General features: G+C 66.2%; 28 protein-coding genes. 8 read left to right on the top strand and 20 right to left on the bottom strand.

Annotated elements, in window-relative coordinates; genetic code table 11:
* Nucleotides 1–6: 6 nt before the first annotated feature.
* From PKE71_RS00965 to PKE71_RS00950, 4 genes are all read right to left on the bottom strand, one after another.
* A complete protein-coding gene (locus tag PKE71_RS00965) occupies nt 7–1,185 on the bottom strand; it encodes a mechanosensitive ion channel family protein (RefSeq protein WP_271185082.1) in 1,179 nt (392 codons plus the stop codon).
* The gene (locus tag PKE71_RS00960; protein ID WP_271185081.1) at nt 1,182–2,789 is read right to left on the bottom strand and encodes a peptide chain release factor 3; all 1,608 of its coding nucleotides are present in this window, start codon (nt 2,787–2,789) and stop codon (nt 1,182–1,184) included. Before PKE71_RS00960 ends, PKE71_RS00965 begins: the two co-directional genes overlap by 4 nt.
* Nucleotides 2,790–2,822: 33 nt before the next feature.
* Complete coding sequence (locus tag PKE71_RS00955; RefSeq protein WP_271185080.1) at nt 2,823–3,245, bottom strand: hypothetical protein; 423 nt, start codon at nt 3,243–3,245, stop codon at nt 2,823–2,825.
* 67 nt (nt 3,246–3,312) lie between these two features.
* The gene (locus PKE71_RS00950; RefSeq protein WP_271185079.1) at nt 3,313–3,654 is read right to left on the bottom strand and encodes a DUF1491 family protein; all 342 of its coding nucleotides are present in this window, start codon (nt 3,652–3,654) and stop codon (nt 3,313–3,315) included.
* Nucleotides 3,655–3,712: 58 nt separating this feature from the next.
* On the opposite strand from PKE71_RS00950, the gene PKE71_RS00945 reads away from it, so the two are divergent.
* Nucleotides 3,713–5,386, top strand: a complete 1,674-nt coding sequence (locus PKE71_RS00945; RefSeq protein WP_271185078.1) for a hypothetical protein — start codon at nt 3,713–3,715, stop codon at nt 5,384–5,386.
* Between the two features lie 108 nt (nt 5,387–5,494).
* Nucleotides 5,495–6,403: a hypothetical protein gene (locus PKE71_RS00940; RefSeq protein ID WP_271185077.1), complete on the top strand. Its 909-nt coding sequence runs from the start codon at nt 5,495–5,497 to the stop codon at nt 6,401–6,403.
* 230 nt (nt 6,404–6,633) lie between these two features.
* Here the strand turns inward: PKE71_RS00940 and PKE71_RS00935 are convergent, their stop codons facing one another.
* Nucleotides 6,634–8,406, bottom strand: a complete 1,773-nt coding sequence (locus PKE71_RS00935; protein ID WP_271185076.1) for a sensor histidine kinase — start codon at nt 8,404–8,406, stop codon at nt 6,634–6,636.
* A gap of 198 nt (nt 8,407–8,604) precedes the next feature.
* Here PKE71_RS00935 and PKE71_RS00930 point away from each other — a divergent pair, with 198 nt between their 5' ends.
* From PKE71_RS00930 to PKE71_RS00920, 3 genes are all read left to right on the top strand, one after another.
* A complete protein-coding gene (locus tag PKE71_RS00930; protein WP_271185075.1) occupies nt 8,605–9,636 on the top strand; it encodes a hypothetical protein in 1,032 nt (343 codons plus the stop codon).
* Nucleotides 9,637–9,859: 223 nt separating this feature from the next.
* A complete protein-coding gene (locus PKE71_RS00925; RefSeq protein WP_271185074.1) occupies nt 9,860–10,129 on the top strand; it encodes a hypothetical protein in 270 nt (89 codons plus the stop codon).
* An 83-nt stretch (nt 10,130–10,212) separates the two neighbouring features.
* On the top strand, nt 10,213–10,632 hold the full coding sequence (locus PKE71_RS00920) for a SufE family protein (protein WP_271185073.1): 420 nt from the start codon (nt 10,213–10,215) through the stop codon (nt 10,630–10,632).
* Between the two features lie 19 nt (nt 10,633–10,651).
* Here PKE71_RS00920 and PKE71_RS00915 read toward each other — a convergent pair whose 3' ends face one another.
* The 12 genes from PKE71_RS00915 to PKE71_RS00860 all read right to left on the bottom strand — a co-directional run bounded on the left by PKE71_RS00915 (nt 10,652) and on the right by PKE71_RS00860 (nt 19,645).
* Entirely contained in the window at nt 10,652–11,344 is a 693-nt protein-coding gene (locus PKE71_RS00915; protein ID WP_271185072.1) for a DUF6456 domain-containing protein, read from the bottom strand.
* Entirely contained in the window at nt 11,341–11,700 is a 360-nt protein-coding gene (locus PKE71_RS00910) for a helix-turn-helix domain-containing protein (protein ID WP_271185071.1), read from the bottom strand. Before PKE71_RS00910 ends, PKE71_RS00915 begins: the two co-directional genes overlap by 4 nt.
* Before the next feature lie 162 nt (nt 11,701–11,862).
* On the bottom strand, nt 11,863–13,614 hold the full coding sequence (locus tag PKE71_RS00905) for a Na(+)/H(+) antiporter subunit D (RefSeq protein ID WP_271185070.1): 1,752 nt from the start codon (nt 13,612–13,614) through the stop codon (nt 11,863–11,865).
* Nucleotides 13,611–13,913 (bottom strand): hypothetical protein, encoded by a 303-nt coding sequence (locus PKE71_RS00900; protein ID WP_271185069.1) that lies wholly within the window; start codon nt 13,911–13,913, stop codon nt 13,611–13,613. Before PKE71_RS00900 ends, PKE71_RS00905 begins: the two co-directional genes overlap by 4 nt.
* Nucleotides 13,910–15,391: a proton-conducting transporter transmembrane domain-containing protein gene (locus PKE71_RS00895; RefSeq protein ID WP_271185068.1), complete on the bottom strand. Its 1,482-nt coding sequence runs from the start codon at nt 15,389–15,391 to the stop codon at nt 13,910–13,912. The genes PKE71_RS00900 and PKE71_RS00895 overlap by 4 nt, the downstream gene beginning before the upstream one ends.
* A 4-nt stretch (nt 15,392–15,395) precedes the next feature.
* On the bottom strand, nt 15,396–16,922 hold the full coding sequence (locus PKE71_RS00890; RefSeq protein WP_271185067.1) for a monovalent cation/H+ antiporter subunit D family protein: 1,527 nt from the start codon (nt 16,920–16,922) through the stop codon (nt 15,396–15,398).
* Nucleotides 16,923–17,375, bottom strand: coding sequence for a cation:proton antiporter subunit C (locus PKE71_RS00885; RefSeq protein ID WP_271185066.1), 453 nt, complete (start codon nt 17,373–17,375; stop codon nt 16,923–16,925). It lies immediately after the preceding gene.
* A 2-nt stretch (nt 17,376–17,377) separates the two neighbouring features.
* Nucleotides 17,378–17,836, bottom strand: a complete 459-nt coding sequence (locus PKE71_RS00880; RefSeq protein WP_271185065.1) for a Na(+)/H(+) antiporter subunit B — start codon at nt 17,834–17,836, stop codon at nt 17,378–17,380.
* Nucleotides 17,833–18,450 carry a DUF4040 domain-containing protein gene (locus tag PKE71_RS00875; RefSeq protein WP_271185064.1) on the bottom strand — a complete coding sequence of 206 codons (618 nt, stop codon included), beginning with the start codon at nt 18,448–18,450 and terminating at the stop codon, nt 17,833–17,835. The genes PKE71_RS00880 and PKE71_RS00875 overlap by 4 nt, the downstream gene beginning before the upstream one ends.
* Nucleotides 18,451–18,825, bottom strand: coding sequence for a monovalent cation/H(+) antiporter subunit G (gene mnhG, locus PKE71_RS00870; RefSeq protein ID WP_271185063.1), 375 nt, complete (start codon nt 18,823–18,825; stop codon nt 18,451–18,453).
* Nucleotides 18,822–19,142, bottom strand: a complete 321-nt coding sequence (locus PKE71_RS00865) for a monovalent cation/H+ antiporter complex subunit F (protein WP_271185062.1) — start codon at nt 19,140–19,142, stop codon at nt 18,822–18,824. The genes mnhG and PKE71_RS00865 overlap by 4 nt, the downstream gene beginning before the upstream one ends.
* On the bottom strand, nt 19,139–19,645 hold the full coding sequence (locus tag PKE71_RS00860) for a Na+/H+ antiporter subunit E (protein ID WP_271185061.1): 507 nt from the start codon (nt 19,643–19,645) through the stop codon (nt 19,139–19,141). The genes PKE71_RS00865 and PKE71_RS00860 overlap by 4 nt, the downstream gene beginning before the upstream one ends.
* A gap of 365 nt (nt 19,646–20,010) precedes the next feature.
* Here PKE71_RS00860 and PKE71_RS00855 point away from each other — a divergent pair, with 365 nt between their 5' ends.
* A complete protein-coding gene (locus tag PKE71_RS00855; protein WP_271185060.1) occupies nt 20,011–22,443 on the top strand; it encodes a TonB-dependent receptor plug domain-containing protein in 2,433 nt (810 codons plus the stop codon).
* Between the two features lie 63 nt (nt 22,444–22,506).
* Here the strand turns inward: PKE71_RS00855 and PKE71_RS00850 are convergent, their stop codons facing one another.
* The 3 genes from PKE71_RS00850 to PKE71_RS00840 all read right to left on the bottom strand — a co-directional run bounded on the left by PKE71_RS00850 (nt 22,507) and on the right by PKE71_RS00840 (nt 24,349).
* Nucleotides 22,507–22,776: a TFIIB-type zinc ribbon-containing protein gene (locus tag PKE71_RS00850; protein WP_271185059.1), complete on the bottom strand. Its 270-nt coding sequence runs from the start codon at nt 22,774–22,776 to the stop codon at nt 22,507–22,509.
* Nucleotides 22,777–22,893: 117 nt separating this feature from the next.
* Nucleotides 22,894–23,139 carry a DUF2061 domain-containing protein gene (locus PKE71_RS00845; RefSeq protein WP_271185058.1) on the bottom strand — a complete coding sequence of 82 codons (246 nt, stop codon included), beginning with the start codon at nt 23,137–23,139 and terminating at the stop codon, nt 22,894–22,896.
* 121 nt (nt 23,140–23,260) lie between these two features.
* The gene (locus tag PKE71_RS00840) at nt 23,261–24,349 is read right to left on the bottom strand and encodes a DUF2336 domain-containing protein (RefSeq protein WP_271185057.1); all 1,089 of its coding nucleotides are present in this window, start codon (nt 24,347–24,349) and stop codon (nt 23,261–23,263) included.
* Nucleotides 24,350–24,534: 185 nt separating this feature from the next.
* Here PKE71_RS00840 and PKE71_RS00835 point away from each other — a divergent pair, with 185 nt between their 5' ends.
* Both PKE71_RS00835 and msrB read left to right on the top strand, forming a co-directional pair.
* The gene (locus PKE71_RS00835; protein WP_271185056.1) at nt 24,535–25,851 is read left to right on the top strand and encodes an MFS transporter; all 1,317 of its coding nucleotides are present in this window, start codon (nt 24,535–24,537) and stop codon (nt 25,849–25,851) included.
* Nucleotides 25,835–26,245, top strand: a complete 411-nt coding sequence (msrB, locus tag PKE71_RS00830; protein WP_271185055.1) for a peptide-methionine (R)-S-oxide reductase MsrB — start codon at nt 25,835–25,837, stop codon at nt 26,243–26,245. The genes PKE71_RS00835 and msrB overlap by 17 nt, the downstream gene beginning before the upstream one ends.
* Nucleotides 26,246–26,265 lie beyond the last annotated feature (20 nt).

Raw genomic sequence — 26,265 nt, 5'->3', positions numbered from 1 at the left:
GACCGGTCAGGCCTTGCCGGCGGCCACTGCGCCCGCCGTGCCGTCCTGCGGCGGCTCGAACACTTCCGCACCGCTCTCCAGATAGACCGAGGTCGAGGGAAAGGCGAACTCCGTACCGGCCTCTTCCACCGTCTGCTTGACGAAAAAGGCCAGCTCTTCCTTCAGCCGCAGCCACTCGCCCCAATTGGTGGTCTTGGTGAAACAGTAGAGCAGGAAGTCGATCGAGGACGGGCCGAAGGCGTCGACGCGCATGAAGGTCGCGACCTCCGGCGGATCGGCGAATTCCGGATTGTCGGAGACATAGGCGAGCACCTTGTCGCGGATCTCGCGCAATTGCTCGGACGTCGTGTCATAGCGTACGCCGATCGCCCATTTGATGCGGCGATGGGTCATGCGGGAGAAATTGGTCACCGCATTGTCCGACAGTTTGGAGTTCGGCACATAGACCGGCCCCTTGTCGAACCGGCGGACCAGGGTGGAGCGGAAATTGATCTCCTCCACCGTGCCCTCGACCACGCCGTCCACCTTCACCCAGTCGCCGGGCAGGAAGCGCTTCTCGGTGAGGATCAGGATGCCCGCAATCAGGTTCTTGAACAGATCCTGGGCGCCCAGGCCGATGGCGACACCGAACAGGCCCAGGCCCGCGACGATGCCGGCAACGGGAATATCCCAGACCTGCAGGACGGCCGCCGCCCCCACCACGATGAAGACGATCCGCAGCGCCTTGGTCAGCCAGTCGACCATGACCGGCGTCAGCGCATTGCGCAGCCCTTGCAGGGCAAAGGCGAACGGTCCGACCGCATTGTGCAGCGCCCAGAACAGGGCGATCACGACCAGCGACTGCACGAATTGATGTCCGCGCAGCGCCCCGTCGCCGCCCAGCTGCACGATATTGATGGCGAAGAAGAGTGCGATGATCACCGGGACCAGCTTCATCGGCCCGGCGAGCGCCTCCACGACCGCATCGTCAAACTCGGTCTCCGACCGCCTGGCCAGGCGCTGCAACGCGGCCAGCAGCCATTTCGCGATCAGACCGCGAATGCCGATGCCGATCAGGACGACCAGGATGGCCAGCAGGCCCTGGCCGACGCCGATGCCCAGAAAGGACGTCTCCCAGACGTTCACGACAATACCCCAGAATTCCTGGAACTGTTCGGGAATACTGTCGGTCGCGGTGGTGCTCATGCGGAACGCTCCTTGGCCCGGTGGAAGGACACGTCGGGGAATTTTTCTTCCGAATAGGAGACTTCCCAGGCGCTCTTGGCCAGGAAGACCGGATCGCCATTGATATCCACGGCCATCGCCGATTTGTGCCGGTCGGCGAAAGCCTCGATCTTGTCGCGATCGCCCTCGATCCAGCGCGCCGTCTCGTAGGGCGCTGCCTCGAAGTCGACCTCAAGGCCGTATTCCGCCGCCACACGTTCGCGCATCACGTCGATCTGCAGCGCACCGACAGCACCCACGATGAAGTCGCCGCCCAGCGTCGGCCGGAAAAGCTGGGTGACGCCCTCCTCGGCCAGGCTTTCCAGCGCCTTCTTGAGGTGTTTCGCCTTCAGCGGATCGGCCAGGCGGGCCCGGCGCAGGATTTCCGGCGCGAAATTGGGGATGCCGGTGAAGCGGATCTTGCCGCTCTCCGACAGGCTGTCGCCAACGCGCAGCGTGCCATGGTTCGGCACGCCCATCACATCGCCTGCAAACGCCTCATCGGCGATCTCGCGGTCCTGGGCGAAGAACAGGATCGGCGAGGACACGGTGAGCTGCTTGCCCGCTTCGGTCTTCAGCTTCATGCCGCGTTTGAACCTGCCCGAACACAGGCGCACGAAGGCCACGCGGTCGCGGTGGTTGGGGTCCATGTTCGCCTGGACCTTGAAGACAAAGCCCGCGACTTCCTTGCCGCCCGGTTCGATCTCGACCGGATTGCCGTTGGACGACGCCGTGACAGGCGCCGGTCCCGGGATGATGTCGGCGAGGCCCTCGAGCAGTTCGCGCACGCCGAAGCCGCGCAGCGCCGAGCCGAAGAAGACCGGTGTGAGATGGCCTTCCAGGAAGCTCTGGCGGTTGAAGGGCGGACAGAGTTCCTTGGCGACCTCTGCACCCTCGCGCAGCTCGTCGGCCTCCTCCGCACTCAGCACCTCGCCGATCGCACTGCCGTCCAGGGCAACGCGTTCGGCCGGCTCGTGCGGATCGCGGTCCTCGCCCGGCTTCTGGAAACGCAGCAGATCATTGGTGGCGATGTCGAGCACGCCCTTGAAGCGCTTGCCCGATCCGGACGGCCACTGCATCGGCGTGGCATCCAGCGCCAGCTTGTCCTGGATGTCTTCCAGGAGATCGACCGGGTCCAGCGCCTCGCGGTCCATCTTGTTGATGAAGGTGACGATCGGGATGTCGCGCAGGCGGCAGACCTCGACCAGTTTCAGCGTGCGCGGCTCCACACCCTTGGCGGCGTCCAGCACCATGATGGCGCTGTCGGCGGCGGTGAGCGTGCGATAGGTGTCTTCGGAGAAGTCCTCGTGGCCCGGCGTGTCGAGCAGGTTGAACAGCAGGCCGCGATGCTCGAACGTCATCACCGAAGCGGACACCGAGATGCCCCGCTCCTGCTCGATCTTCATCCAGTCCGACTGGGTACGGCGGTTCTCGCCGCGGGCCCGCACCTGCCCGGCCAGGCGGATCGCGCCGGCGGACAGCAGCAGGGTTTCCGTCAGGGTGGTCTTACCGGCGTCCGGGTGAGAGATAATGGCGAAAGACCGGCGGCGCGCCCATTCCGGCGCGTCTGTCGAATTGGAAGTCATCTACAGGGCTCGCAAGACAATGCAAGCCGGGGGTTACCCCGTTCCCGTAGCCTGAGGCAAGGGTTCACTGCCTGCCGTCCAGACCGCACTGTTTGCCTTGGAGGGCGTCAGACGTCCGTCAGCCTGCTCGGCCCAGAGATAGGCCAGTGTCGTGATCGGCACATTGGCATAGCGCAGCCCCACGGCATGCCAGCTCGCCGCCCCGTCGGGACGCACCGCCAGCAGGGCGTTCGCCCCGGGCTCGACATAGCAGATCAGCGCGCACAGGTGCCGGATATGCTCGGGCTTGCGGCGCGCGACATCCGGATCGGCAAATACGGCTTCGCGGACCAGCGCATTGAGCTGGCCGACTGTAAGTGTATCGATCTGGGCGGGTGTGAGCGGCATCTTGCCGTCATTCAGCACCGACTTCAAATCACCCAGGTCGAACACGACATCGTTGAAGAGGAACAACATCGTCCGTCTCGTTACGAAATGAGCGTTTTGGCGTCACCCAGCATCGCGGAATGACGTTAAGGTTTTTCTACCGCTCAGCCGATTCGACCGGCTCGGTCAGGAAGTGGCGCCCGTCCCGGTCCTCGATCTCGACCAGCCAGATGTCCGGATCATTGTCGATACGCCGCCGGCAATAGGCATCGATATCGGCTTCCCCCGCCGGAACCCGGCGGAACAGCGTCCACACCCGTTTTCCCTCACCGTCCCGTGCCGGGACATAGAGCTGTGCCAGGTCGCGCGCGAGCACCACCTTTACGAGCACGGCGCCCGCATCTTCGTCTCCCCGGCGAATCACATAGGCAGACGCCAGACCCGTATCAGCCCGCCTGACAAGGGCATCGACCCAGAATTTCGTCTTCAGTTCGCTCATTTCCGTTGATGGCCGCTCAATTGCTTAATAATCTGTTAAACGGGTGAGGGAGTATTCCATGTTTGTTCGTGTTGTGTCGGCGGCCATTTTCGCGTGGTCCATGTGCGTGTCCGGTATTCAGGCGTCTTCGATACAGGAGGCTGCGCCGGCCGAACAGCTTGATGCCGGACAGGTGAACACCGAGGAACGCGCGCTTGCCGATCTCGACGGCCGCGGCGACGCCTTTGTCCTCTCCACCTCCCAGCCGGCCGCCGATATCCGTTTCACCCTGCCGCCGCATGTGGTCAGTTCGGAAGCCTGGCTGCGCCTGGCAGCACGGCCGGCCAGCGACGGCACGGATGGCCGCATCCAGGTCAGCGTCAATGGCGGCGACCCGATCGTCATCCGCCCGCAGGCCCGCGCGATGGAAGCCCGTTTCGCGCTCTTCTCCGCCGATTTCCGCCCGGGCGAGAACACCCTGACCATCAGCTATGCGACCGAGAACGCCGCCACCGGCTGGATCGTCGATGCGCGCCGCTCGCGCCTGCGCCTGACGCTGGAGCCCGTCGCACCGCTTTCGACACTCGGCGAGCTCGAGCAGGCGCTGGGGTCCGATTTCGCAGCGCCGCGCCGCATCGCGCTGGACACCGAAGCCGGCCGCGAACGCATCACGCTGGAAAGCCTCGTTGCCCAGGGCCTCGCCCTGCGCGCCGGGGAAGTGCCGCTGTTCTCCGGCGACACCGCCAATGCCGATCTCGTTGTGCGTATCGCCGAAATTGCCCGTCTGGACGAGACCGACCTGGCCGCCCTGCGTTCGGAAACCAGCCAGGGTCCGGAAATCGCCTTCTACAATGACGGCCAGCCGCGCCTTGTCGTCACCGGACGCAATATCGACGAGGCGACCGCAGCGGCCCGCCTGATGGGCGCGCGCTCGTTTGCCGGTCACGGCGCGACCTTCCTCGCCGCCGACGCCATCCGGGCAGACCGTCTCGGCCGGCCCTCCATCGAGGTCGACCCGTCCCTCGCCGGGACTGCGGACCTGCGGACATTTGCGGCCTCGGGCCTGCCCTTCAGCGCCGACCAGGGCGCCCGCACTGCCGTGCAGTTCTCCACCCGCTTCGACAGTGACCGCTATGGTGCCCTGTCAGTGCTCGCCCGCGCTGCGCTGATCGGTGGCGAAGCCTGGCTCTACGCCTGGTATGGCGATGCGGAGGAAGAGGCCCCCGCAAATCACAATCTTCTGGTCGTCGGGCCCAACTCGACCGAGTTCGAGATCATCGACCGCAATGCGCCGGACGAGTTGCGCGCCGCCCTGCGCGCCGCCGAACGCTCGCGCGGCCAGCGCGGCCTGATGCGTCTCGCTGCGGCGGCCTATGCCGACGACGGTGACGGCGAAGCGACCCCGCCCCGCGAAGGGGCGGAACTGGGTGTCGGTGTCGCCTCGCTCTTCCAGGACCGCCGCAATGCCGGCCGCTGGATCGGTACGCTGACGGCGCCGGATATCGCCTCCTTCGAAAGCGCCGGCCGCCAGCTGGCCCGCTCCAGTCTCTGGTCGGCGCTGGAAGGCCGGGCGGCGGTGTGGAGCGCGCGCGGTGTGACCCCGCTCGACTTCACCGTCCAGCCGCCGAGCCTGTTCGAGCGCGTGCAGGAGCTCGCCGTGGATCACACCCGCGATGCCGCCTTCCTGCTGTTCGGTGCGGCGCTTCTCCTGCTGCTGCGCGGCGCCATGCGCCGCCGCAGGGCCAGTGCGTGAGACGGGATATCATTTTACTCAATGCCTTAGCCGGGCATTAACCCTTCTTCTTCACGCGGCATAAAAGCGTCTCTGCTAAACCCGGACCTGTAGGGAACGGGACGGAACATGCGCTTTTCAACCAGAAGCCGGATCGCTGCTGCCGGACTGGCCGCCGCACTGACGGTCGCCAGCGGACCGGCCATCGCCAACGAGGCCACCGGCCTGATCTTCGGCGAGCGCCAGCTGGCACTGGATCTCGACACACGCTGCGGCCTGTTTACCGCCGAACAGCGCGATGCGCTGAATGCCGCCCGGCTGCAAGCCCGCGGCACGCTGCTGCGTGACGGCGTCTCGGCCCATGCCCTGGACGACTATGCCGACGAAATCGAAGCCCAGGCCGGTGCGACGGACTGCAGCTGGCCGGAAGTCGCCGAGCTGCGTCACCGCGTGGCCGACGCCTTCATCGGCTGGCAGCGGCTGCGCGACATGCAGTTCGACGGTCAGGATTTCGGCTGGAGCGCGACCCGCTCCTTCATTGCCGGACAACCCGGCTGGGCGGCGCTTCAGGACACCGGCACGCTGCGTGTCGGCCTCAGCCGTCTCGATGACCGCATTCGCTTCTCCGCCGCCATGCCCGCAACCCCGGGGGCGGTCTCCGCTGTTCTCGTGCTGCGCGACATGCGCCGGGAGCCGGACCTGTACGACCCGACGCTGGACGGCCACTTCCCCGCTCCGGCGGGTGCTGAATGGGCCGACTGGACGCCGCCGGACTATGCCCGCGCGCTGGTCTGGGCCAGCGGCCGCGGCACCGCCGCCGAACAGGCTGCCCTGAGCGCCGGCGGGACCGGTCTGGTCTTCCACTTCCCCGAAAGCGCCGTGGACGCCATCATCGCCCGCGACCCGCGCGAGACGGCCCGCATAGAGCTAATCGACGGGCACGGCGACACGGTCGGTCACTATTATTTCGAGATCGGCGATTTCGGCGCCGCCCGGGCTTTCGTGCGCTCGGGCAATCTGGCGGTTCCGCGGAGCTAGCGAGCATTTTCAGCAGAAGTGGGCACCGGTTCTGCGGTTCGAAAATGCGACCGCCAAGGAATCTGCATTTTCAGCAGAAGTAGGCACCGGTTCTGCGGTTCGAAAATGCGACCGCCAAGAGCCCGGCATTTTCAGCAGAAGTGGGCACCGGTTCTGCGGTCCCAAAATGCGACCGCTAAAAAAGCCGGCCCCGTTCCATCGACCTCAATGTCGATGGGAGGCTCTAGCTGTCAGGATTCCGTGCCGGTCCGCCCGGTCGACGGCGTGGCTGTGATGTCCTGCGACGCGGCCTGGGCCCGCTCGATCTGCTGCCGCACATCCAGACCGGCGACCGTACCGGCCGGCCAGGTTTCCACATCACCGCGCTTGTCGGCGAGGATGGGCAGGGTCACCGTCACGGTCGTGCCGACACCCTTGCGCGACGCGATCGACATGTGACCGCCATGCAGTTCGGCCAGGGCGCGCACCAGCGAGAGCCCCAGGCCCGTGCCGCGCTTTTCGATGTCGCGGGCATTGGCGGCCTGCTGATAGGGCTGACCAAGGCGTTCGGCCTCTTCCGGGTCGATCCCGACACCGCTATCGCCCACCGCCAGGACGAGCTGGCCGCCGGACGGACGGGCCATCACGACAATCGCACCGCCTTCGGGTGTGAACTTGACCGCATTCGACAGCAGGTTCAGCAGGATCTGGCGCAGCGCCTTGCGGTCGCCCATGACCGGCACGGCCACATCATTGCGCTTCACCGACAGGGTGATGCCGGCCTCTTCGGCCTGCAGACGCATCATCTTGGCGACAAGGCCGACAATCTCGTCGATGTCGAAGCGCTCGCGCACCAGCTCATAACGCTCGGCCTCGATCTTCGACATGTCGAGCACGTCGCCGATCAGCTCCATCAGGTGCTGGCCGCTTTCATGGATCAGGTCGGCATATTCCGCATAGCGCGCCGGCATCGGCCCGAAGAGCCGCGCCTTCATGACGTCGGAGAAGCCGATGATGGCGTTCAGCGGCGTGCGCAGTTCATGGCTGACGGACGCCAGGAACTGGGACTTGGCGCGAGCTTCCTCTTCCGCCTCTTCACGGGCGCGTTCGGCTTCGCGGAGGCGGGCTTCAAGGGCCGGCCCATGATCGTCCGCGAACAGGGCGACACTGCCGCCGCCCGGCAACGGCCGGGTCTGGAAACGGACATCGGCCTCATTGCCGCTGAGCCCCCGCAGGACGAGATGGCCCGACGACGGGGCCAGTGCGGCCTTGCGGGCGCGCGCGGCCAGTTCGGCGCGGCTTTCGTCGTCAAAGCCCAGATCGCACAGCGGCAGACCGGCCAGCTCGCGCGGCAGGCCCGGCGACATTTCGCGCAGCGCGTCCGATGCGGCAAGGATGTTGCCGTCGCCATCGCAGGCGACAATCGCCGCCGGAGCATGATCGAAGGCCTTCGAACGCACGCGGCCCCGTTCGGCTTCGGCCCGCACCGCATCCGCTTCGCGCACCGCGCGCAGGGCGCCGAGGCCGAAGCCGGTCGCCAGCATCAGGGCGCAGCCCAGAACGAAGGGCAGGTGCAGCTCGACCGCCATCGGCGCCGGCGCAATGAAGCCCGTGATCTGGAGCCCCGCGACGACCAGCGCCGCCAGCCCGGACAGGGAGGCCGCCTTGACGACGCCGTCACGCAGGCCGCTGGCTGCGGCGACAGCCGGCGCCAGCAGGAAGGCGAGTGCACCGATGCCGGTGACCCCGCCGCCGGTGACAGCGATCCCGGCCGCAAAGGCCGTCCAGATCATCGCCAGGAGAAAGCGTTCGAAAGGATGAATGAGGCGCGGCAGCAGGATGAGACCGGCAATGGCAGGCAGGGCGAGCGCCGTCAGACCGAGCGCGCGCATCCATTCGGCACCGCCCAGCAGAGGCCAGACCTGCGGCGCGGCAGCCGCCAGCGTGCCAATCCATACCAGATTGACAATCACGCCACCGCGGCGGGCGATCCAGGCCGTGATATCGTCGCTCTTCGGATCCATCTCTCAACCGGTAGGGACTGCCACCTGATTCCTGTATGCGGGAATCTTCGCCTTCATCGTTAACAAATGCTGAATCCAGGGACCGGCTCGTTTACTTTTCTGAACGGGCAGGCCTTCGAATAATTCATCACGCATGGACACTTGGCGCTGTTCGCCGGACAAGGCAATATGCTTGCGGGACGTGTCAGGAGTCTTTGAATGTTTGTCAGTTCGCTCACGGCGCTCGTCCTCACGATGTCCGTCGCCCAGGACGCGGCAGAACCGGCGCCGGAAACGGCCGCCGGCAGCGCCCCCGCTCCGCAGCTCCAGCTCGACATTGCACCGCCCCGGACCGAAGGCATGGTTCGCCGCTCCGCCGGACAGTATGCCGCCTATCACGGCGTCGTCGCCGATCTGCGCGAAGCGCCGATCGGATCGGGCGACGATCTCGATATGGCGATGGACCGGCTCTCCGCCTTTTACGGCGAAGACAGGCTGGCGCCCGCCTGGATCGCCTACGCCTCGATCATTGCCGCGCATCACCCGGACTATATCGACCAGGTCCGCGAGCTGGCCGACTATTACGGGCCCAATGCCGCCATGTCCGGCCTGATGAACGATCCGGCCTTCGCAACCAGTTTCTCGGCGGCCGGCGACGCCCAGGATTCGGTGATCGATGCCGTGGGGCGCGACAATGCCGAGATCCGCGAAGTGTCCGAGCGCTACCGCTCGGCCGCCTACTCGCTGCAGTCGGAGCGCTGGGCCAACCGGGTCTATCGCGACCGGGCTGAACGTCTGGCGGCGATCTCCGAGCTGACCGAAAGCCCGCTGACACTTCCGGACACGCTGCGCCTGTCGTCCGGCAGCAGCCTCGGCGCTGCGGTCCCCGCCTCGGCCCTGTTCGAGCGCATCGCGCCGCTGGACATGGCCACGCCGGTCGACGACACGCTGACGCCGCAGCTTTCGCTGACCGTCGGCGAAGCGATTCCGGACCCCGACCGTTCCCGCGTCGGCCGCATTCTTTCGGTCGCTGCCCTGCAATCGCTTCAGGACACCGGTGCCGATACCGATGCAGCGATCGACAGCCTGCTCAGCGATCCGATGGTGGAGCGTTGCCTGGCCTGGGTCCGGCTGGATCTCCAGCAATGCGTTGCCGCCGGGCATTTCAAGTATGAGGACAGTTTCTGCATCGCCGAGCATGCCCTGCTCGATGTCAGCCGCTGCCTCGATACGGCGGATACGTCGGAATAGACCGCATTTGAGCGGCTGGAATGGCGACGTGTTAACAAAAAGTGTCTCGATCAGGGACAAGATAAAATTGCGGGCAAATTTTACAAAAAAACGCTGATCCATATTTGCACGACATTTTTGGTTAACGGCGGATTCGCTCGCTATACTTCGCCTCTTCGACTAGCCTCGATCCTGCACTGGGAAGGTTCTCGCCTTTCGGGTGCCAATAAGAAGGAGGCCGATCATGATGTTCTTGCTGCGCGCAGCCCTCTGGCTTGCCGTCGTCAGCGTGTTCGTGCCCCGCGATTTCGCGGGCGAGGCCTTCGACCTGCCGCAAAACCTGGCCGAGACCCGGATCGATGCCGGCGAACCCGTCAGCGCCTGGTGTGAGGACAATGCCGCCCTGTGCGATGCCGGCCGCGAGGCCGCCCGGCTTGGCGGTTTCCTGACCGACATGGCCGCCACCCGGATCGAAGCCGCGCTCGTCGAGCACGAGGCCGAACGCAATTCCTGACGCTTCCCCCACCACGGGAATGCTGTCCAGTACCGCACCGGATGCTTGCCTTGCCGCCACGGCCGCACTACGTCGGCCCTGACATGACGGCACACAGCGACATCCATTCCGAGATCGAAGATATCGTCGACGAGTTCGACCTCCTGGGCGACTGGGAGGAGCGGTACAAGTATCTCATCGACATGGGCAAGGCCCTGCCCGACATGCCCGAGAGCGACCGCACCGACGCCAACAAGGTGAAGGGGTGTGTCAGCCAGGTCTGGCTGGTCACCGAGCCGGGCGAGGATATCCTCACCTTCCGGGCCGACAGCGATGCCCATATCGTGCGCGGTCTCGCAGCCCTCCTGCTGCGGCTCTATTCCGGCCGTACGCCGGCGGACATCCTGTCGGTCGATGCGCGCGAAGTGCTCAAGCGGATCGGCCTGTCCGAACACCTCTCCCCGCAACGCTCCAACGGGCTGACCTCGATGATCGGCCGGATCCGCGCTGCGGCGGAAGCCTGACGTCCGCACGGGCACGCCCTCACCCCGAGCCATAGATTTCCGCCAGCCGCCCCAGGGCGAGCTTGACGGCGGTGCCGCCGGAGCGCTGGCCCCAGCCGAAGCGGCGCTCCATGGCGGCGAGGCTCTCCTCGCGGATCAGCGCCGCCTCGACGATCTTCGCCAGTTGCGGTCCCAGCGCGTCCAGCACCCTGAAAACACGGTCCTTTGCGGCGATGGCGCCCAGCGTGGCGTCGTCCGGACCCCGGCGCGCCCCCTCGCCGCGGCGCGGGGCTGTGGGGGACCAGTTGCGGGTGGTGCGCTGGGTCAGGCTGGAGCGGTGATAATCGGCCAGAAAGCGTTCCGCGGCATTGCATTCGGCGGGGCCCAGGAGGCCGGACCACTTGCCCAGCGGGCCTTCCAGCGCATTGGCCGTGACCGTCTCGATACGCCCGCATTCGCGCATCACAGGACGCTCGACAAGGCGACATTGCTGCACCATGGGTGACCTATTGGTGTGACATCGTGCGACATGACCGGCCGCCGAGAGGGTGTAGCCGTCGCCGGAGCGGGCGAGCCAGCCCTTCGTCTCCGCCTCGCGCATCTGGGCGGGTGTCAGCCGGGCGAGCGGGCGGCGGCGGCGGTCGGGGCCGGCGAACACGGCGTGCGAACCGGCATGGGGCAGAAGGATGGCGCCGCGGCGCGACAGGGCCCGCATCCAGCGCGGCGCGCTCATGCCCCCTCCTCCCCGCCGGACTGCACCAGGATGCGCGGCGTGCCCCGCAGGCTTTCCTCCAGCGCATCCATCCAGGCATCGAACTCGCGATCGTCGCGCCGGTCCTCGATACGGTGGCAGGCGTGGGCAGCGGTGGAGCGGTCGCGGCCGAAGGCCTGACCGACGCGGGTCAGCGGCAGTTCGAAGGCGACATGGGCGAGATACATCGCCACCTGACGCGCCAGCGCGGCCTCTCTCGAATGCCGTGTCGGCGCCTCGAGATCCTGCTGCGGCACCCCGAAAGCATAGGCCGCCGCGCTCTGCGCCAGGCGGGCCCGGGCCACATCGTCGGCCAGTCTTTCCATCGCTCGTTCCATCCTGCACTCCCGGTCTCGCGCGGCCTCGAATGGCGGCCGCGGCGTGAGTGAAAGGCTAGGTGGACTACGCCCGGTGGGGATAATATTCCTATTAGCGTTGTAAAGAAAGAGGACGCTACCCTTGCGTGTGACGCCCTCGTTTCTGCTCTAACCCCTTGGAGTTTAAGGGGCGATATAGGCGATGATCAGGACGATGGCCAAAAGCGCGCTGGTCCAGATCGCCAGCATGCCAGAGGGGATATCCCGGCTGATCGCCCCCATAGGACTGAATGCCTGGAACAGCCGGCCACCGATCCGGGTGCGCGCTGCGGCCAGCACATTGCCGATCGAAGCCCACAGCCGGCCGAACATGGCGTGACCCCAGCGGGCCGTGCCGTCGAGGGCCCGGCGATAGACCCAGTCGAAGTCGAGATTGATCGAGCGCTTCTCGTCCGGATACCACTTCATCCGCACCAGGAAGGCGAAGGCGAAGAGCGCGGCGAGCAGGAGCTGCATCTGGCCGACCACGTGGTCGAAGGTCCACATGGGATACTCGTTCGCCACCTCCGGGAAGGGCGTGAGATTGTAGAGCGCACGATAGCCGCCCGGGATGCCGAACATGTCGGGCCAGCCCAGATAGACGCACATCAGCGCGGCAATCCCCATCGCCATCAGCATGTTCACCGGCGCTTCGCGGACACGGTGGCCCTTGTCGTGGGCGAAGAAGGCGAAGTACGGGATCTTGATGCCCGAGTGCTCCAGCACGCCCGCCGAGGCGAACAGCAGGATGAACCAGACGATGTAGTGTCCCTCGTGCGCCACCGCCGCCAGCGTCATCGCCTTGGCGACAAAGCCGGAGAAGAGCGGGAAGGCCGAGATCGAGGCGGCGCCGATAATGCAGAAGATCGCGGTCGCCGGCATGGTCTTGAAGAGACCGCCCAGTTCGGACGCCTTCACGGTGCCGACGCGGTAGAGCACCGCCCCCATGCTCATGAACAAGAGCGCCTTGTAGATGATGTGCACGAAGGCGTGCGCCGCGGCGCCATTGATGGCGAGCTCGGTACCGACACCGATGCCGACCACCATGAAGCCGAGCTGGTTGTTCAGCGAGTAGGACAGGACCTTCCTGAGATCGTTCTCGACCACGGCGAAGAAGACCGGGAAGGCGGTCATGACCGCGCCGATCCAGATCAGCATGTCGGTCCCGGCATAGCCGCGCGCCAGGGCGTAGACGGCCAGCTTGGTGGTAAAGGCCGAGAGCACCACGGCGCCCGTGACCGTCGCCTTGGGATAGGCGTCCTGCAGCCAGTTGTGCAGGAAGGGGAAGGCGCACTTGATGCCGAAGGCGAGGAAGATCAGGAAACCGCCCAGCGTGTTCACCGAGAGGCTCTCGTCAAACGCCCAGCTGCCGGTATCGGCGGAGTGGATCACGGCGCCGGCCAGCAGCATGACGCCGGACAGGACGTGGATCGCCAGATAGCGCAGGCCCGCCTTGTAGGCTTCGTTGGTTTTGGAGCCCCAGATCAGGAAGACCGAGGAAATCGCCGTCAGCTCCCAGAAGAAGAAGAGCGAGAGGAGATCGCCGGCGAAGACGGCGCCGAGGCCGGCACCGGCATAGATCAGGCCGGAGGCATCGCCGACGCGGTCTCTGGAATGCAGGCCGTAGAGCGCATTGATGAAGGCGGCGATGATGAAGATCAGGCCCCAGATGCGGGACAGGCCGTCATAGCGGAAGGTTTCCAGCGTGAACCCGCCCAGTTCGATAATGCCGCCGGTATGAACGCCGGAGGGCACGTTGAACCAGAGAAAGCCCGCCAGCACCGGTGCGATCAGGGCCAGGCCCTTGCGCACATGATGGTTCGGCACGGCGGCCGCGATCAGGCCGGCAATGATGACCGGCCAGGCCGGAGAGACGTCGTAGAGGGCCTCGATCATTGGTCGCCCTCCCCGTCCCAATAGTCTTCCTCACGGCCCAGGAAGCCGCGGATCACGAACCAGCCGACCATCACGGCCAGCACGAAGGAGCCGAAACCCCACAGGGCGTAGAAGCCCGGTGTCTCGGCCACATGCACGTATTCATGGCGATGGTGGAAGAGGTCGATCGCCGCAAAGCCGAGGGCGAGGACCAGCAGGATCCACAGCATCGAGGATTTCAGCCATTTCGCGTCCAGCCACAAAAAGGGCCGGGCCGCGGGATGCACGAGTTCATCGTGTTTGCCGGATTGATCGCTCACAGGGCGGCCTCCGCAGCAAGGGACGAGGACAGGAAGACCGGCGCGAGATAGTCGCGCAGCGGCCCGATCAGGAAGAACAGCACCAGCACGCCCGCAGCCGTGATGACCGGCGGCAGGATGACCAGCATGGGCGGCGTCTTCTTCAGCTTGGCCTCTTCCGGCGCGGAGAAGAAACCGCGCGCCGAGAGCGGCAGCAGATAGGCGACATTGAGGATGGACGAGGCCACCAGCGCCACGATCAGCAGGCCGTGACCGGATTCCCAGGCGCCCTGCATCAGGAAGAGCTTGGGCCAGGTGCCGCCCAGCGGCGGCAGGCCGATGATCGACAGCGCGCCGACCGTGTAGGCGATGAACAGCCAGGGCATGTAGCGGCCCAGGCCCGCCATCTGCGAGATCTCGGTCTTCTTGGTGGCGGTGTAGATCGCGCCCGCGCTCATGAAGAGGGTGATCTTGCCCCAGGCGTGCATGACGATCTGCAGCGCCCCGCCCAGCATGGCCAGCGGCGAGGCCAGCATCACGCCCAGCGTGACATAGGAGAGCTGGGAGACGGTGGAGAAGGCCAGCCGGGCCTTCAGATTATCCTTGGTCATCGCGACGACCGAGGACAGCACGATGGAGACACCGGCGATCCAGGCCAGCGCGTCCGAGGTCGGCGTGGCGGCGATCAGGGCGGGACCGAAGATGTAGGTGCCCACTTTCAGCATGGCGAACACGCCGGCCTTCACAACGGCCACGGCGTGCAGCAGGGCCGAGACCGGTGTCGGTGCGACCATGGCGTTGGGCAGCCAGGGGTGAACCGGCATCAGCGCCGCCTTGCCGATCCCGAAGGCGAACAGCACCAGCAGCACGCCGGCGATGGCGGGCGTCACCTCGTTGACGGCCAGCAGGCCGCCGGCAACGAAATCGGTCGAACCGGCGAGGAAGTGCGTCGCGATCACGGCGGGCAGCAAGAGGCCGATCGAGGTGCCCAGCAGGATGGACAGATAGATCTTGCCGCCGCGCTTGGCGTTCGCGTCACCCTTGTGCGTGACCAGCGGATAGGTCGACAGGGTGAGCACTTCGTAGAAGAGGAACATCGTCAACAGGTTGCCGGACAGGGCCACGCCCATGGCGGCCCCGATGGCGATGCAGAAACAGACATAGAAGCGCGTCTGGTTCTTCTCGTTGTTCCCGCGCATATAGCCGATGGAATAGAGCGAGTTGACGATCCACAGGCCCGAGGCCACTGCGGCAAACAGCGCCCCCAGCGGTTCCAGGCGGAAGACCAGGTGCAGGCCCGGCGCCAGCGTCGCCAGTTCCAGGACCGGATGGCTCGGCGCGATCTCGACCAGATAGGCGACATTCAGCGCCAGAAGGACAGCGGAGACCAGCGTCGCGCCTTCGCGCAGATTGGGATACTTGCCCAGCAGCGCCACGGCGACACCGCCGATGGCCGGGATGGCCAGCGCCAGGGCAAGGGAGAGTTCAGGCGTCCACATCGGCTCAGTTTCCTCCCATCACGGCATTGGCGGCCGCGCGGGCCAAGCCGACCAGCGGGTCGGCGTGGAAGAAGAAGTAGATATTGGCGAAGGCCAGGAGGCTCATCGGGGCCAGCACCATCCACGGCGCCAGGCGGCGGGCCGGCGCAATGCCCGCCTTGCCGGCCGGCGGCGTTTCCATCCAGATCGCCGACAGGAGCCGGGCCACATAGGCCAGCGCCAGCAGCGAGGAGATCATCAGTGCGGCAACGGCCCACCACCAGCCGCGCTCGAGCGCGGCGGTGACCAGATACCATTTCGAGGTGAAGCCCACCGTCAGCGGCACACCGACCAGCGACAGGCTGGCGACGGTAAAGGCCGCCGAGGAGGCCGGCATGGTCTGGCCGAGACCGGCGAGATCCTTGACCCGGCGTACGCCGAAATTCAGCGCAAAGGCGCCCAGCGCCATGAACAGCGCCCCCTTCATCAGGGCGTGGTTCATCAGGTGCAGCATGCTGGCCGACAGGCCGGCCGCGGTGCCCATGCCCAGACCCAGCATCATGTAGCCGACCTGCGCCACCGAGGAATAGGCCAGAAGGCGCCGCGCATCGGTCTGGAAGACCGCCTGCATCGAGGCCACCATCATCGCCACCACGCCGACCACGGCGAACAGCCAGGTGAAGGACATCGCGACGAAGTTCACTTCCGGGTGGAAGACCGAAAAGACGAAGCGGATCAGCGCGTAGAAGGCGACCTTGGTGGCCGTGGAGGCCAGGAAGGCGGTGACGAAGTTCGGCGCAAAGGCATAGGCGTTGGGCAGCCAGACATGCAGCGGGAACATTGCGGCCTTGAGGCCCAGCCCCACCACGATGAAGGCGAAGGCGGCCTGGGTGACGCGGTCATGCCCGTTCTGTTCCAGCACGGCGGCCATGTCGGCAATGTTGAGCGTGCCGGTGGCCATGTAGAGGAAGCCGACGCCGATGACGAAGAAGGTCGCGCCGATCGTGCCGAGCACCAGGTAGTTATAGCTGGCGGTCAGGGCGCGGCGGTCCTTGCCGGCGCCCATGGCGATGATCGTGTAGGTGGAGATCGAGGAGATTTCCAGGAAGACGAAGACGTTGAAGGCGTCGCCCGTGATCGTCACGCCCAGCAGGCCGGCAAAGCAGACCAGGAAGGCGGAATAGAAGAGCGCTTGCTGCTTCTTCGCGATCTCGTCGGCGACCGACGGCAGGGCGTAGATGACGCACAGGAGACCGACAATGCCGACCAGGAGCAGGAGCGGCACGTTGAGCATGTCGACGCGCAGCTCGATGCCGACCGGCGGCAGCCAGCCGCCCATGGCATAGGAAATCACCCCGCCGGTCGAGACCTGGCCGAGAATGTTCAGCGACAGCACCGCCACGGCGATGGCGGTCGCCAGGGTGACACCCCAGGCGAAGATGCCGCGCGGCATCAGGGCCGCCACAGCCGCCATGATCAGCGGAATGACGACAATCAGCGCAGGCGCGTGCACGGCAATGCCTGCCGGCAGGAGAGAGGCCAGCATGTCCATTTATTCGGCGCTCCCGGTCTCAAGGGAATAATCGGCCGCATTGAGCGCATCGTCCTCGATCGTGCCATAGGCCTCGCGAATGCGGACGACGAGCGCCAGGCCGACGGCCAGGGTCGCCACGCCGACGACGATCGCGGTCAGGATCAGGACGTGCGGAAGCGGGTTGGAATAGGCGATCTCGGCAGCGTGCTGCGCGGCTTCGGCGCCGTGGCCGGCGGCGGCATCGGCGCCATGGCCGGCGTCCTCGCCATGATAGTCACCGGCAATGATCGGCGGCTGGCCGCCGAACACCTTGCCCATGGTGATGTAGAGCAGGAAGACCGAGGTCTGGAACAGCGACAGGCCGACCAGGCGTTTCACCAGATTGCCGGTGGCGATCACTACATACAGGCCGGTCATCATCAGGATGATGATCGGGATGTAGTTGAAGCGTTCGAGGATGATTTCCAGCATGCTCACCACTCCTCGTCCGGAATGTCCGGCACGCGGCCGGCGAAGGCGTAGAAGATTGCCAGCATCACCGAGGCGACCGTGGTCAGCACGCCCAGCTCGACGAGCAGGATGCCGTAGTGCTGGCCGGTATGGTGGCCCTGGTCGGGATGCAGCGCGTCATAGTCCAGGAAGTTCAGCGGCTCGCCGGCCCCGTTCATGAACAGGGTGGCGACGCCGACACTGGCATAGATCAGCACGCCCAGCGCGGCGCCATAGCGCACGACGACCGGCGGCACGGCCCGGCGGGCCTCGTCCATGCCGAAGATCAGGGCGTAGAGGATCACCGCGACCGCGATGATGACACCGGCCTGGAAGCCGCCGCCCGGGCCGAAATCGCCGTGGAACTGAACGTAGAAACCGAACACGACGATCATCGGGATCAGGAGTTTGGAGACGACGCGCAGGATCAGGTGCGGGCTCATGCCTTGTCCTCCGTCTTCGCGGCCTTGCCGGTCCTGGCCTTGCCGGCGGCTGCGTCATCCTCTTCCTCGCGGCGGCCGGTGCCGAAGCCCAGCAGCAGCATCACGCCGAGCGCGGCGGTGAAGATCACGACGGTCTCGCCGAACGTGTCATAGCCCCGGTAGGAGGCGAGCACCGCGGTGACCACATTGGGTACGGCGATCTCGTTCGGGGTCGAGGTCATGTAGTCCATGCCGACATAGGAATTGGCCGGCGAGTTGGGGTCGCCATAGACCGGCATGTCGGGAATGGCGAAGAACAGCGCCGCGCCCGCAGCGACGACGACCGCCAGGGCGGCCCAGTGGCGCCTGGCGCCGGCCGGCTCGCTCTCGCGGGCGGTCAGCAGCATGGCGCCCAGCATCAGCACGGTAGAAATGCCCGCGCCGACGGCCGCTTCGGTGAAGGCCACGTCGACCGCGTCGAGCGAGACGAACCAGGCCGCCGAGAGCAGCGAGTAGACGCCGGTCAGCATGACCACGGCGAACAGGTTGCGCAGGCGGACAATGGCGAAGCCGACGGCCAGAAGCATGGCGATCAGCGCATAGTCCAGATACTGGGTGAGATCGGAATGATCCATCTAGCGGCCCTCCCCGCTGACCTTGCCGGCTTCGGCCGGGTGTGCCGGATGGAAGCGCGACAGGCGCGGCTTGTGCCCGGCCCGGTGCGCGGCATTGGCGATGGCATGGGTGGCGGTCGGGCTGGTCAGGAAGAGCAGCAGGCCGACCAGCAGGAGCTTGGCCACGGTCTGCCAGTCATGGGCCTGCAGGATGAGACCCAGGATGATCAGCTCGGCGCCCAGCGTGTCGGTCACGCCGGCGGCATGCATGCGGGTGTAGAAGTCGGGCAGGCGCATCACGCCGGTCGCACCGGCGAGCACGAAGACCAGGCCCGTCGTCATCGCGGCGACCGAGCCGGCGAAGAGCGCGTATTGCAGGATCTCGGCCCAGCTCATTTCTCGTACTCCCCGTCGAGCGCCTTGCGCAGGGACATCTGCGCAAGGGCGATTTCCAGCGAGCGGTAGCGGAAGAATTTCAGGATCGCGATGGTCGCGACGAAATTGATCAGCGCGTAGAGGAGCGCGATGTCGATCGCATCCTGGCGGCCCGCAATGGCGGAGAAGACCAGGAGAAAAAGCACGGTCTTGGTGCCGAAGGAATTCGCCGCCAGCACGCGGTCATAGAGCGTCGGCCCGGCGAACAGGCGCGCCAGCATGATGGCCATCGCGCCGGCCATGCCCAGGGCGATGATGAAATTCACCCACTCCATCATTTCACCTCCTTGCGGCGGCCATCGGTGGCGATGTCGGAGCGCGCGCCCATTTCGGCAAAGCCGGCCGGATCGGTGAAGGAACCGTCCAGCGCGTGCACCAGGAAGCCGTCATCCTCGACATCCACCGTCACCGTACCCGGCGTCAGCGTGATCGAGTTGGCGAAGACACACAGGCCCAGGCCCGAGCGCTGCTGCGCCGGCACGCGCACCAGGCGCGGCTCGATGTCGATTTCCGGCTTCATCACCAGGCGGGTGACGGCGAGATTGGCATTGACGATCTCGCGGCCCAGCCAGGACCAGTAGCCGAACAGGGCCGGCGCCGGGGCGACCGGCACGGTCTCGCGGTCGACGATCCGCATGCGAAAGGTCAGGGCGACGGCGATCACGATCGAGATCACGCCCAATCCCATCACGATGGGATAGTCGCCGCTCAGGGTATAGCTCCCCGAAAGGGTGAGCCAGAGCGCCACCAGGATGGCGGTGAGGCTGACGCCGTAGAACATGGATTCTCCCCGCGCGTTAACGCTTCACCCGGTTATTAGCGGCCGGAAACGGGCTTGACCAGAAGAACCGGGCGACCAGTTGCACACAGTTTCAGTGCGGTCATCAAGGGGGCAGGCACGTGCATAAAACAGGTGCACGCGCGCGCGGATATAAACAGGTACCGCCGGCCGCCGGTCCGGCGCGCCACGAATTGCAGTCGCGGTCCGCAGCGCCGGGGCCGAGTGTGGCATTCAGCCCACAGGGTAGCGTCAAACTCCCGTCACATTCTTGTATCGGTTGCATAAGGCCCCAAATGGCAGGTCCAGCCCGGCCAAACGGACGGTCGATTCACACGCAATACCCGTAAAAACAAGAGGGGATTTTCATGAAACACCTGCTTCTCGGCGCCGCCCTGGGCGCCCTGACCGCAGCGTCGGCGGTCGCCCAGTCGACCGACGACGTCATCGTCGTCACCGGTACGCGCGCCGAAGGCCGCACTGCCCTTGAGAGCACGGCGCCGGTCGACGTGATCTCGGCAGGCACGCTGGAAAACAACGGCTCGACCGAGCTGAATGTGGCCCTGTCCTACGCCCTGCCCTCCTTCAACTTCCCGCAGCCGGCGATCACCGACGGCACCGACCATGTGCGCCCGGCCACGCTGCGCGGCCTGGGTCCGGACCAGACGCTGGTGCTGGTGAACTCCCGCCGGCGCCACGCCTCGGCCCTGGTCAATCTGAACGGTTCGGTCGGACGCGGCTCCTCGGCCGTCGACCTCAACACCATTCCGGTCTCGGCCATCGGCCGCGTGGAAGTGCTGCGCGACGGCGCCTCGGCCCAGTACGGTTCCGACGCCATCGCCGGCGTGATCAATGTCGGCCTGCGTGAAGCGCGCGAGGGCGGCCAGGTGACCGCCAGCTTCGGCCAGTACGCCACCGACATCCCGCTCGTCGACCAGCCGCGCTCGGCCTCGGACGGCGACACGACCAGCCTGTCCGGCTGGGTCGGCCTGCCGCTCGGCGCGGAAGGCTTCCTCACCCTGTCGGCGGAATACCGCGACCGCGAACCCACCAATCGCGCCGGTCCGGACACCCGCCAGCAATACCCCTCCCTGCCCGGCGGCGGTCTCGACCCGCGCGAGCAGAGCTTCGACCGGATCAATCACCGTTTCGGCCTGTCGGCGTCGGAAGCGCTGAGCCTGTTCGCCAATGCCGGCCTGCCGATCAATGCCGATGCCGAACTCTATGGCTGGGCGAGCTATCAGCAGCGCGACGGCCAGGGCGCCGGCTTCTACCGCCGCGCCCAGGATTCCCGCAATGTCCCGGCGATCTATCCGGACGGCTTCCTGCCCTACATCACCACGGACGTCGAAGACATTTCCGTGCTGGGCGGCGTGCGCGGCGACTGGGCCGAATGGGGCTATGATTTCAGCCTGGGCTATGGCCGCAACGAGCTGGGCTATGGCGTGGAGAACTCGGTCAACACGTCGATGGGCGCCAACAGCCCGACCAGCTTCGATGCCGGTGCGCTGATCTATGACCAGCTGACCGCCAATGCCGACTTCCAGCGCAATTACGCCGTCGACGCCTTTGCCGGCCCGCTGAGCGTCGCCGTCGGTCTGGAATATCGCCTGGAAAGCTACGAGATCGAGGCGGGTGAAGAAGCCTCCTACATCAATGGCGGCGTGACCGGTCCCAATGGCGAGATACTCGCCACCGGCAGCCAGGTCTTCCCGGGCTTCCAGCCGTCCAACGTGATCGACGAGGACCGCGATTCCATCGCCGCCTATATCGATCTGGAAACCGACGTCACCGACCGCTTCACCGTGTCCGCCGCGGCGCGGGCGGAAAGCTATTCCGACTTCGGCGAAACCGTCACCGGCAAGCTGGCGGCCCGCTACCAGCTGACCGACGCGCTGGCGCTGCGCGGGGCCGTGTCGAACGGTTTCCGGGCGCCCTCGCTGCAGCAGGCCTACTTCACCTCCACATCGACCGTGTTCACCGGCACGCCGCCGGTCCCGGTCGAGGTCGGCACCTTCCCGGCCACCAGCCCGGTCGCAGCCGCGCTGGGCGGTGAGCCGCTGGAAGCCGAGGAATCGCTGAACATCTCCGGCGGTCTGGTCTTCGCCCAGGGCGGATTCACGCTGACGGTGGATGCCTATGCCATCGACATCGACGATCGCATCGTCTTGTCGGAAAACCTTTCCGGCCCGGATGTGGAAGCCCTGCTGGTCAATGCCGGCATCACCAACATCACCAGCGCCCGCTTCTTCATCAATGGTGTGGAAACGGAAACCCGCGGTGTCGATGTAGTCGCCAGCTATGGCTTCGAGACCGCCGACTGGGGTGATTTCGACCTGACCTTCGGTGCCAATTTCACCGACACCGAAGTCACCGACGCCCCGACCTCGGAAGTCCTGCCGGGTGTCTCCCTCTTCGCGCGGCGCGAGATCGCCCGCTTCGAGGTCGGCCAGCCGGAGAACAAGCTGATCGGGTCGGTCGACTGGTCGCGCGGTCCGTTTGCCGGCTATGTGCGGGCGACGCGCTTCGGCGAAACGGTCGATCCGGGCACGGCGGCCGACGGTTCGGGCGACGAGGTGCTCTCGCCGAAGACCATTGTCGATGCCGAATTCTCGGCCGACATCACGGACGGGCTTAATGTCGCCTTCGGCGCCAACAACCTGTTCGACGAGTATCCGGACGTGACGGCGGAAACCCCGGCGCTGGACGGCACGTTCAGCCGGATCTTCCCCTTCTCCGGCTTCTCGCCCTTCGGCTTCTCCGGCCGCTATGTCTACGGCCGGATCCGCTACAGCTGGTAAGCTGGCAGCGGTATCTGCAAAAGGAAATGCCCGGCTCCGGCCGGGCATTTTTTTGTCTCGGGATCAGAAGTCGAAGAGTTCGCTGAGGAAGCTCTCGCGCTTCTTGTAGCGGCGCTGGTCGCCATAGCGGCGGTCATCGTGATGACGCTCCTCGCGGCGCGGTTCGCGCGCGGGCGCGGACGGCTGGACGGGCGCGGCAGATGCGCTGCGCTCGATGATCTTGTCCAGCTCGCCGCGGTCGAGCCAGACGCCCCGGCATTTCGGGCAATAATCGATCTCGACACCGTTGCGGTCGGTCATCACCAGGGTTTCATCGTCGACGGGGCATTTCATGTTGGCGGGCCTCCTTGCCGTGCATTGCGGATTGCAGATGCAGATATGGACGCCTGCCGGCCCGCGGCAAGGAGGACGCGCCGGTCCGGAATCCCGCCCTGCGGCGAGGCCGCCCCGTCAGGCAGCAGGCACCGGCCGCCGGGCCCAGGCGCGCTCGTGCATGGAATAGGCGACAGTCTGCACCAGAGGCTCGATCAGGCCGATGGCCAGCGCGGCATGCCAGTTTCGCGTCAGGGCGAAAGCGACCGTCATCGCGACGCCCAGATGCATCAGGGCATAGCTGGCGGTTTTCAGGGCTCCGCGCGGCAGGCGCAGGACGCGGCGATCGGGTATGCGGCAACAGCGATGGACACGGGACAGCATCGGGCACTCCGGAATTTGCGAACAATTCGCAATAGCACCCTGATGCGATCGCGCGGTGTGCGCCAATCAATTCTTCCGATTGCCCGGATCGAGCGGGTTTATGGCGCGCCGCAGAGCCAGGTCAGCCCTTGTCCTCGGCCGACAGGTTCCAGTAGCGCAGCACCGTCTGGGCCTTCTCGACCGACAGGCTGTCATAGACGCGCCGTGCCTGCTCGACCTGATCGCTCTGGCCGGAGCGGCCCAGCCCGCGCCACATGTGCAGGAAGAAAGGCCATTTCAGGCCCGTCGCCTTGCACAGCACGGACAAGGGCTCGCCGGCCATGTCGTCGATCATGCGCACCACCAGCCGGCGCTCGACAGCGGCCAGGCGGCTGATCTCCGCGATGATGTCCGAGGTCGCGCCCTCGGTCTCCATTGCTTCGCATACGCCTTCCAGCGACCCAAAGGGGCTGCTCTCCGCGGCTTCGCGATTGCGCTGGCGGCGGTCGATATAGCGCAGGATGCGGGCGACCATGGGATCGGACCAGCCTTCGCCGGCAGCGGCCGGGAAAATGTCTTCCGAGGCTTCCAGGAGGATGGTCCGGTCGACAGCGAAGCGGTCGAGGATCTGGAAGCGGTCGATATGCTCGCAGCTCCAGAACAGGCGGAAAGCCTGGGCCGGGCGCATTTCCTCGCGGCGGATCAGCAGCGCGGCATAGGAGCTCTCCTCGGTCGCAGCCCCAACGAGATGATCCAGCGTGGGCGCTGCGAGATGGGCGGTCTTGTTGCGCAGGAGACGCTCCACCACGGGCGGTTCGCCATAGGCAGCCAGCGCCGCAGCGACGGTCTCGGACAGCGCCTCGCGGCGCGCGATCGTCATGCGGTGCTGCAGCGTGCCGGAATTGATGATCTCCATCATGTCGAAATCGGTCAGCGCCGTGCAGCGTTCCAGGATCGGCTGGGCCACTTCGAAATCGTCGCTCGCCAGCGTGCGCAGCAGGCGGTGCGGTGCCTCGCTCAGCGGGGCCAGGCGTTCCGCACAGCGCCGGCGCAGTTCGAGATCCGAGGCCCGTATGACGTCGTACAGGAGATCCCCGACAATCCAGCGCTCGCGCGGCGTGATACGGCTGGACGGCAGGCCGACAATATCCGCAAGCCGGCGCGCCAGCAGCGCCCGCGTCTTGGGCGTGGCGACCGGTTCGGTCAGATCATAGGGCTTGGCCTCGGCCATGGCGACGCGTCCTGCCAGACTGGAATCGAGTGGCAGAATGCCGTGACGGCGTTAATGAATGGTGGCGCCCGCGGCAACTCGATAGCCGGGAGTTGCCTTGCGCCCACAAGTTGGTAGACAGGGCGGCCTGCAATCCTCCGCCGTTCGCGGCGCGGACATCCGGATCAACAAAGCACGACGCCCCTTTGCCCGTCTTTCGCCCCCTCGCCGGCAATCGCCGCCTTCGACTGCCGCCCTTTGGCGGCTATCTGGTTCTGGTCGCCGGCTGGTTCTTCGGCTTCGGCCTGCAGACCACCATCTTCCCCGGCGTCATCACCTTCACCCTGGGCGAAAGCGCGGAGCGGCTGGGCATTGCCCAGGCCGCGCTGACCGCGCCGATGATGCTGCTCCTGCCCTTTGCCGGCGTGCTGGCCGAGCGCAAGGACCGGCGCGGGATCATCTTCTATTTCTACATTTTTGCCGGTCTTGCCGCGACCACGCTGGGCGCGCTGTTGATGACCGATCACCTGTCCTACTGGATCATGGTTGCCTTCGCGCTGATGATCGGTGTGGCTGGCGGTTTCGTGATGCCGGCCCGTGACAGCGCGATCAATCCGGTCGTGCGGATTTCCGGGCGCACCCGTCATGGCGGGATCGACCTTCAGCGCGCCGTGGTGATGGCGTCGGCGGTGCAGTTCGGCGCCCAGATCCTGGGCATGGGGCTGGGCTATATCGCGGCCTATACCGGACCGGGCGCGCTGTTCGTCTGCCAGGGGATCGGCCTCTTCATCGGCGGCCTGTCCGCCGCTTTCCTGCCGCGCCTGGGATCGAAACGGAACATGTCCACCGCCCATCCCATGGCCGACCTGGCCGAGGGTGTGCGGGCCGTCTTCCGCTCGCCCGTGCTGATGCCGATGACCGCGATCATGATCGCCATCGGCCTTCTCGTCGTGGGCGGCGCCTTCCTGGTGCTGATCCCGCTGCTGATCCGCGAGACCTATGGCGGCGGCTTCCGCGAGATCGCCAGCCTGATGGTGGCTTTCTGGGTCGGCGCCTTCCTGGCCAATGTCGCGCTGGCGAGCTTCCGCCAGATCGAGCGGCCGGGCCGCGCCCTCATCATCGCCCAGAGCGTGACCGTGCTGGCGACGGGCGCCTTTGCCCTGCCTCTGCCTTTCTGGTCGCTCTACATCCTCGTTTTCGTGTGGGGGCTGGGCGCCGGCGTCGCGATCTCGCTGTCGCGGTCCGTGGTGCAGGAACAGGCCCCGCCAGACAAGCTGGCGCGGGTGATGTCGGTCTATCAGCTCGGCCTGTTCGGCGGCATGCCGGCCGGCGCCGTGCTCATGGGTTTCATGATCGGTTTCCTGGGACCGCAGGCCTCGGCCCTGGTCCCGATGATCGGCCTGGGCCTGGTTCTCGTGGTAATTTCGCTGACGACGCCCATATTGTCCGTCCGGCGCGGCCATCCCCATCCGGCCGCGCTGCCGCCGAACGAGGAAGAGCGCGACCATGCCGAAACTGACTGACGCCGAAATCGACGCCCTGAAGGCCCGGCTCGATCCGCAGACCTATGCCATCGCCTTCGAGGAAGGCACCGAGCGCGCCTTCACCCACCCGCTCAATGCGGAAAAACGCGGCGGCGCCTATCACTGCAAGGTGTGCGGCGAGGCGCTGTTCTCGGCCGAGCACAAATACGAGAGCGGGTCGGGCTGGCCCTCCTTCTACGATGTGAAGGCCCCGGATGCGGTGGAGACGAAGACGGATTTCCGGCTGCGCCTGCCGCGCACCGAGATCCACTGCGCCAACTGCGGCGCACATCTGGGCCATGTGTTCTCCGACGGTCCCAGACCGACCGGACAACGCTATTGTACCAACGGGACCGTGCTGGATTTCCGGCCGGAGGAGACGGGCGGCGACTGAGGCCGGCCCTTGCACGAGGG

The organism is Maricaulis virginensis (genome assembly GCF_027922185.1).
GTDB lineage: Bacteria > Pseudomonadota > Alphaproteobacteria > Caulobacterales > Maricaulaceae > Maricaulis > Maricaulis virginensis.
Note: the sequence above shows the minus strand (reverse complement) of the source record. Positions and strands in the feature narration are given on the sequence as shown.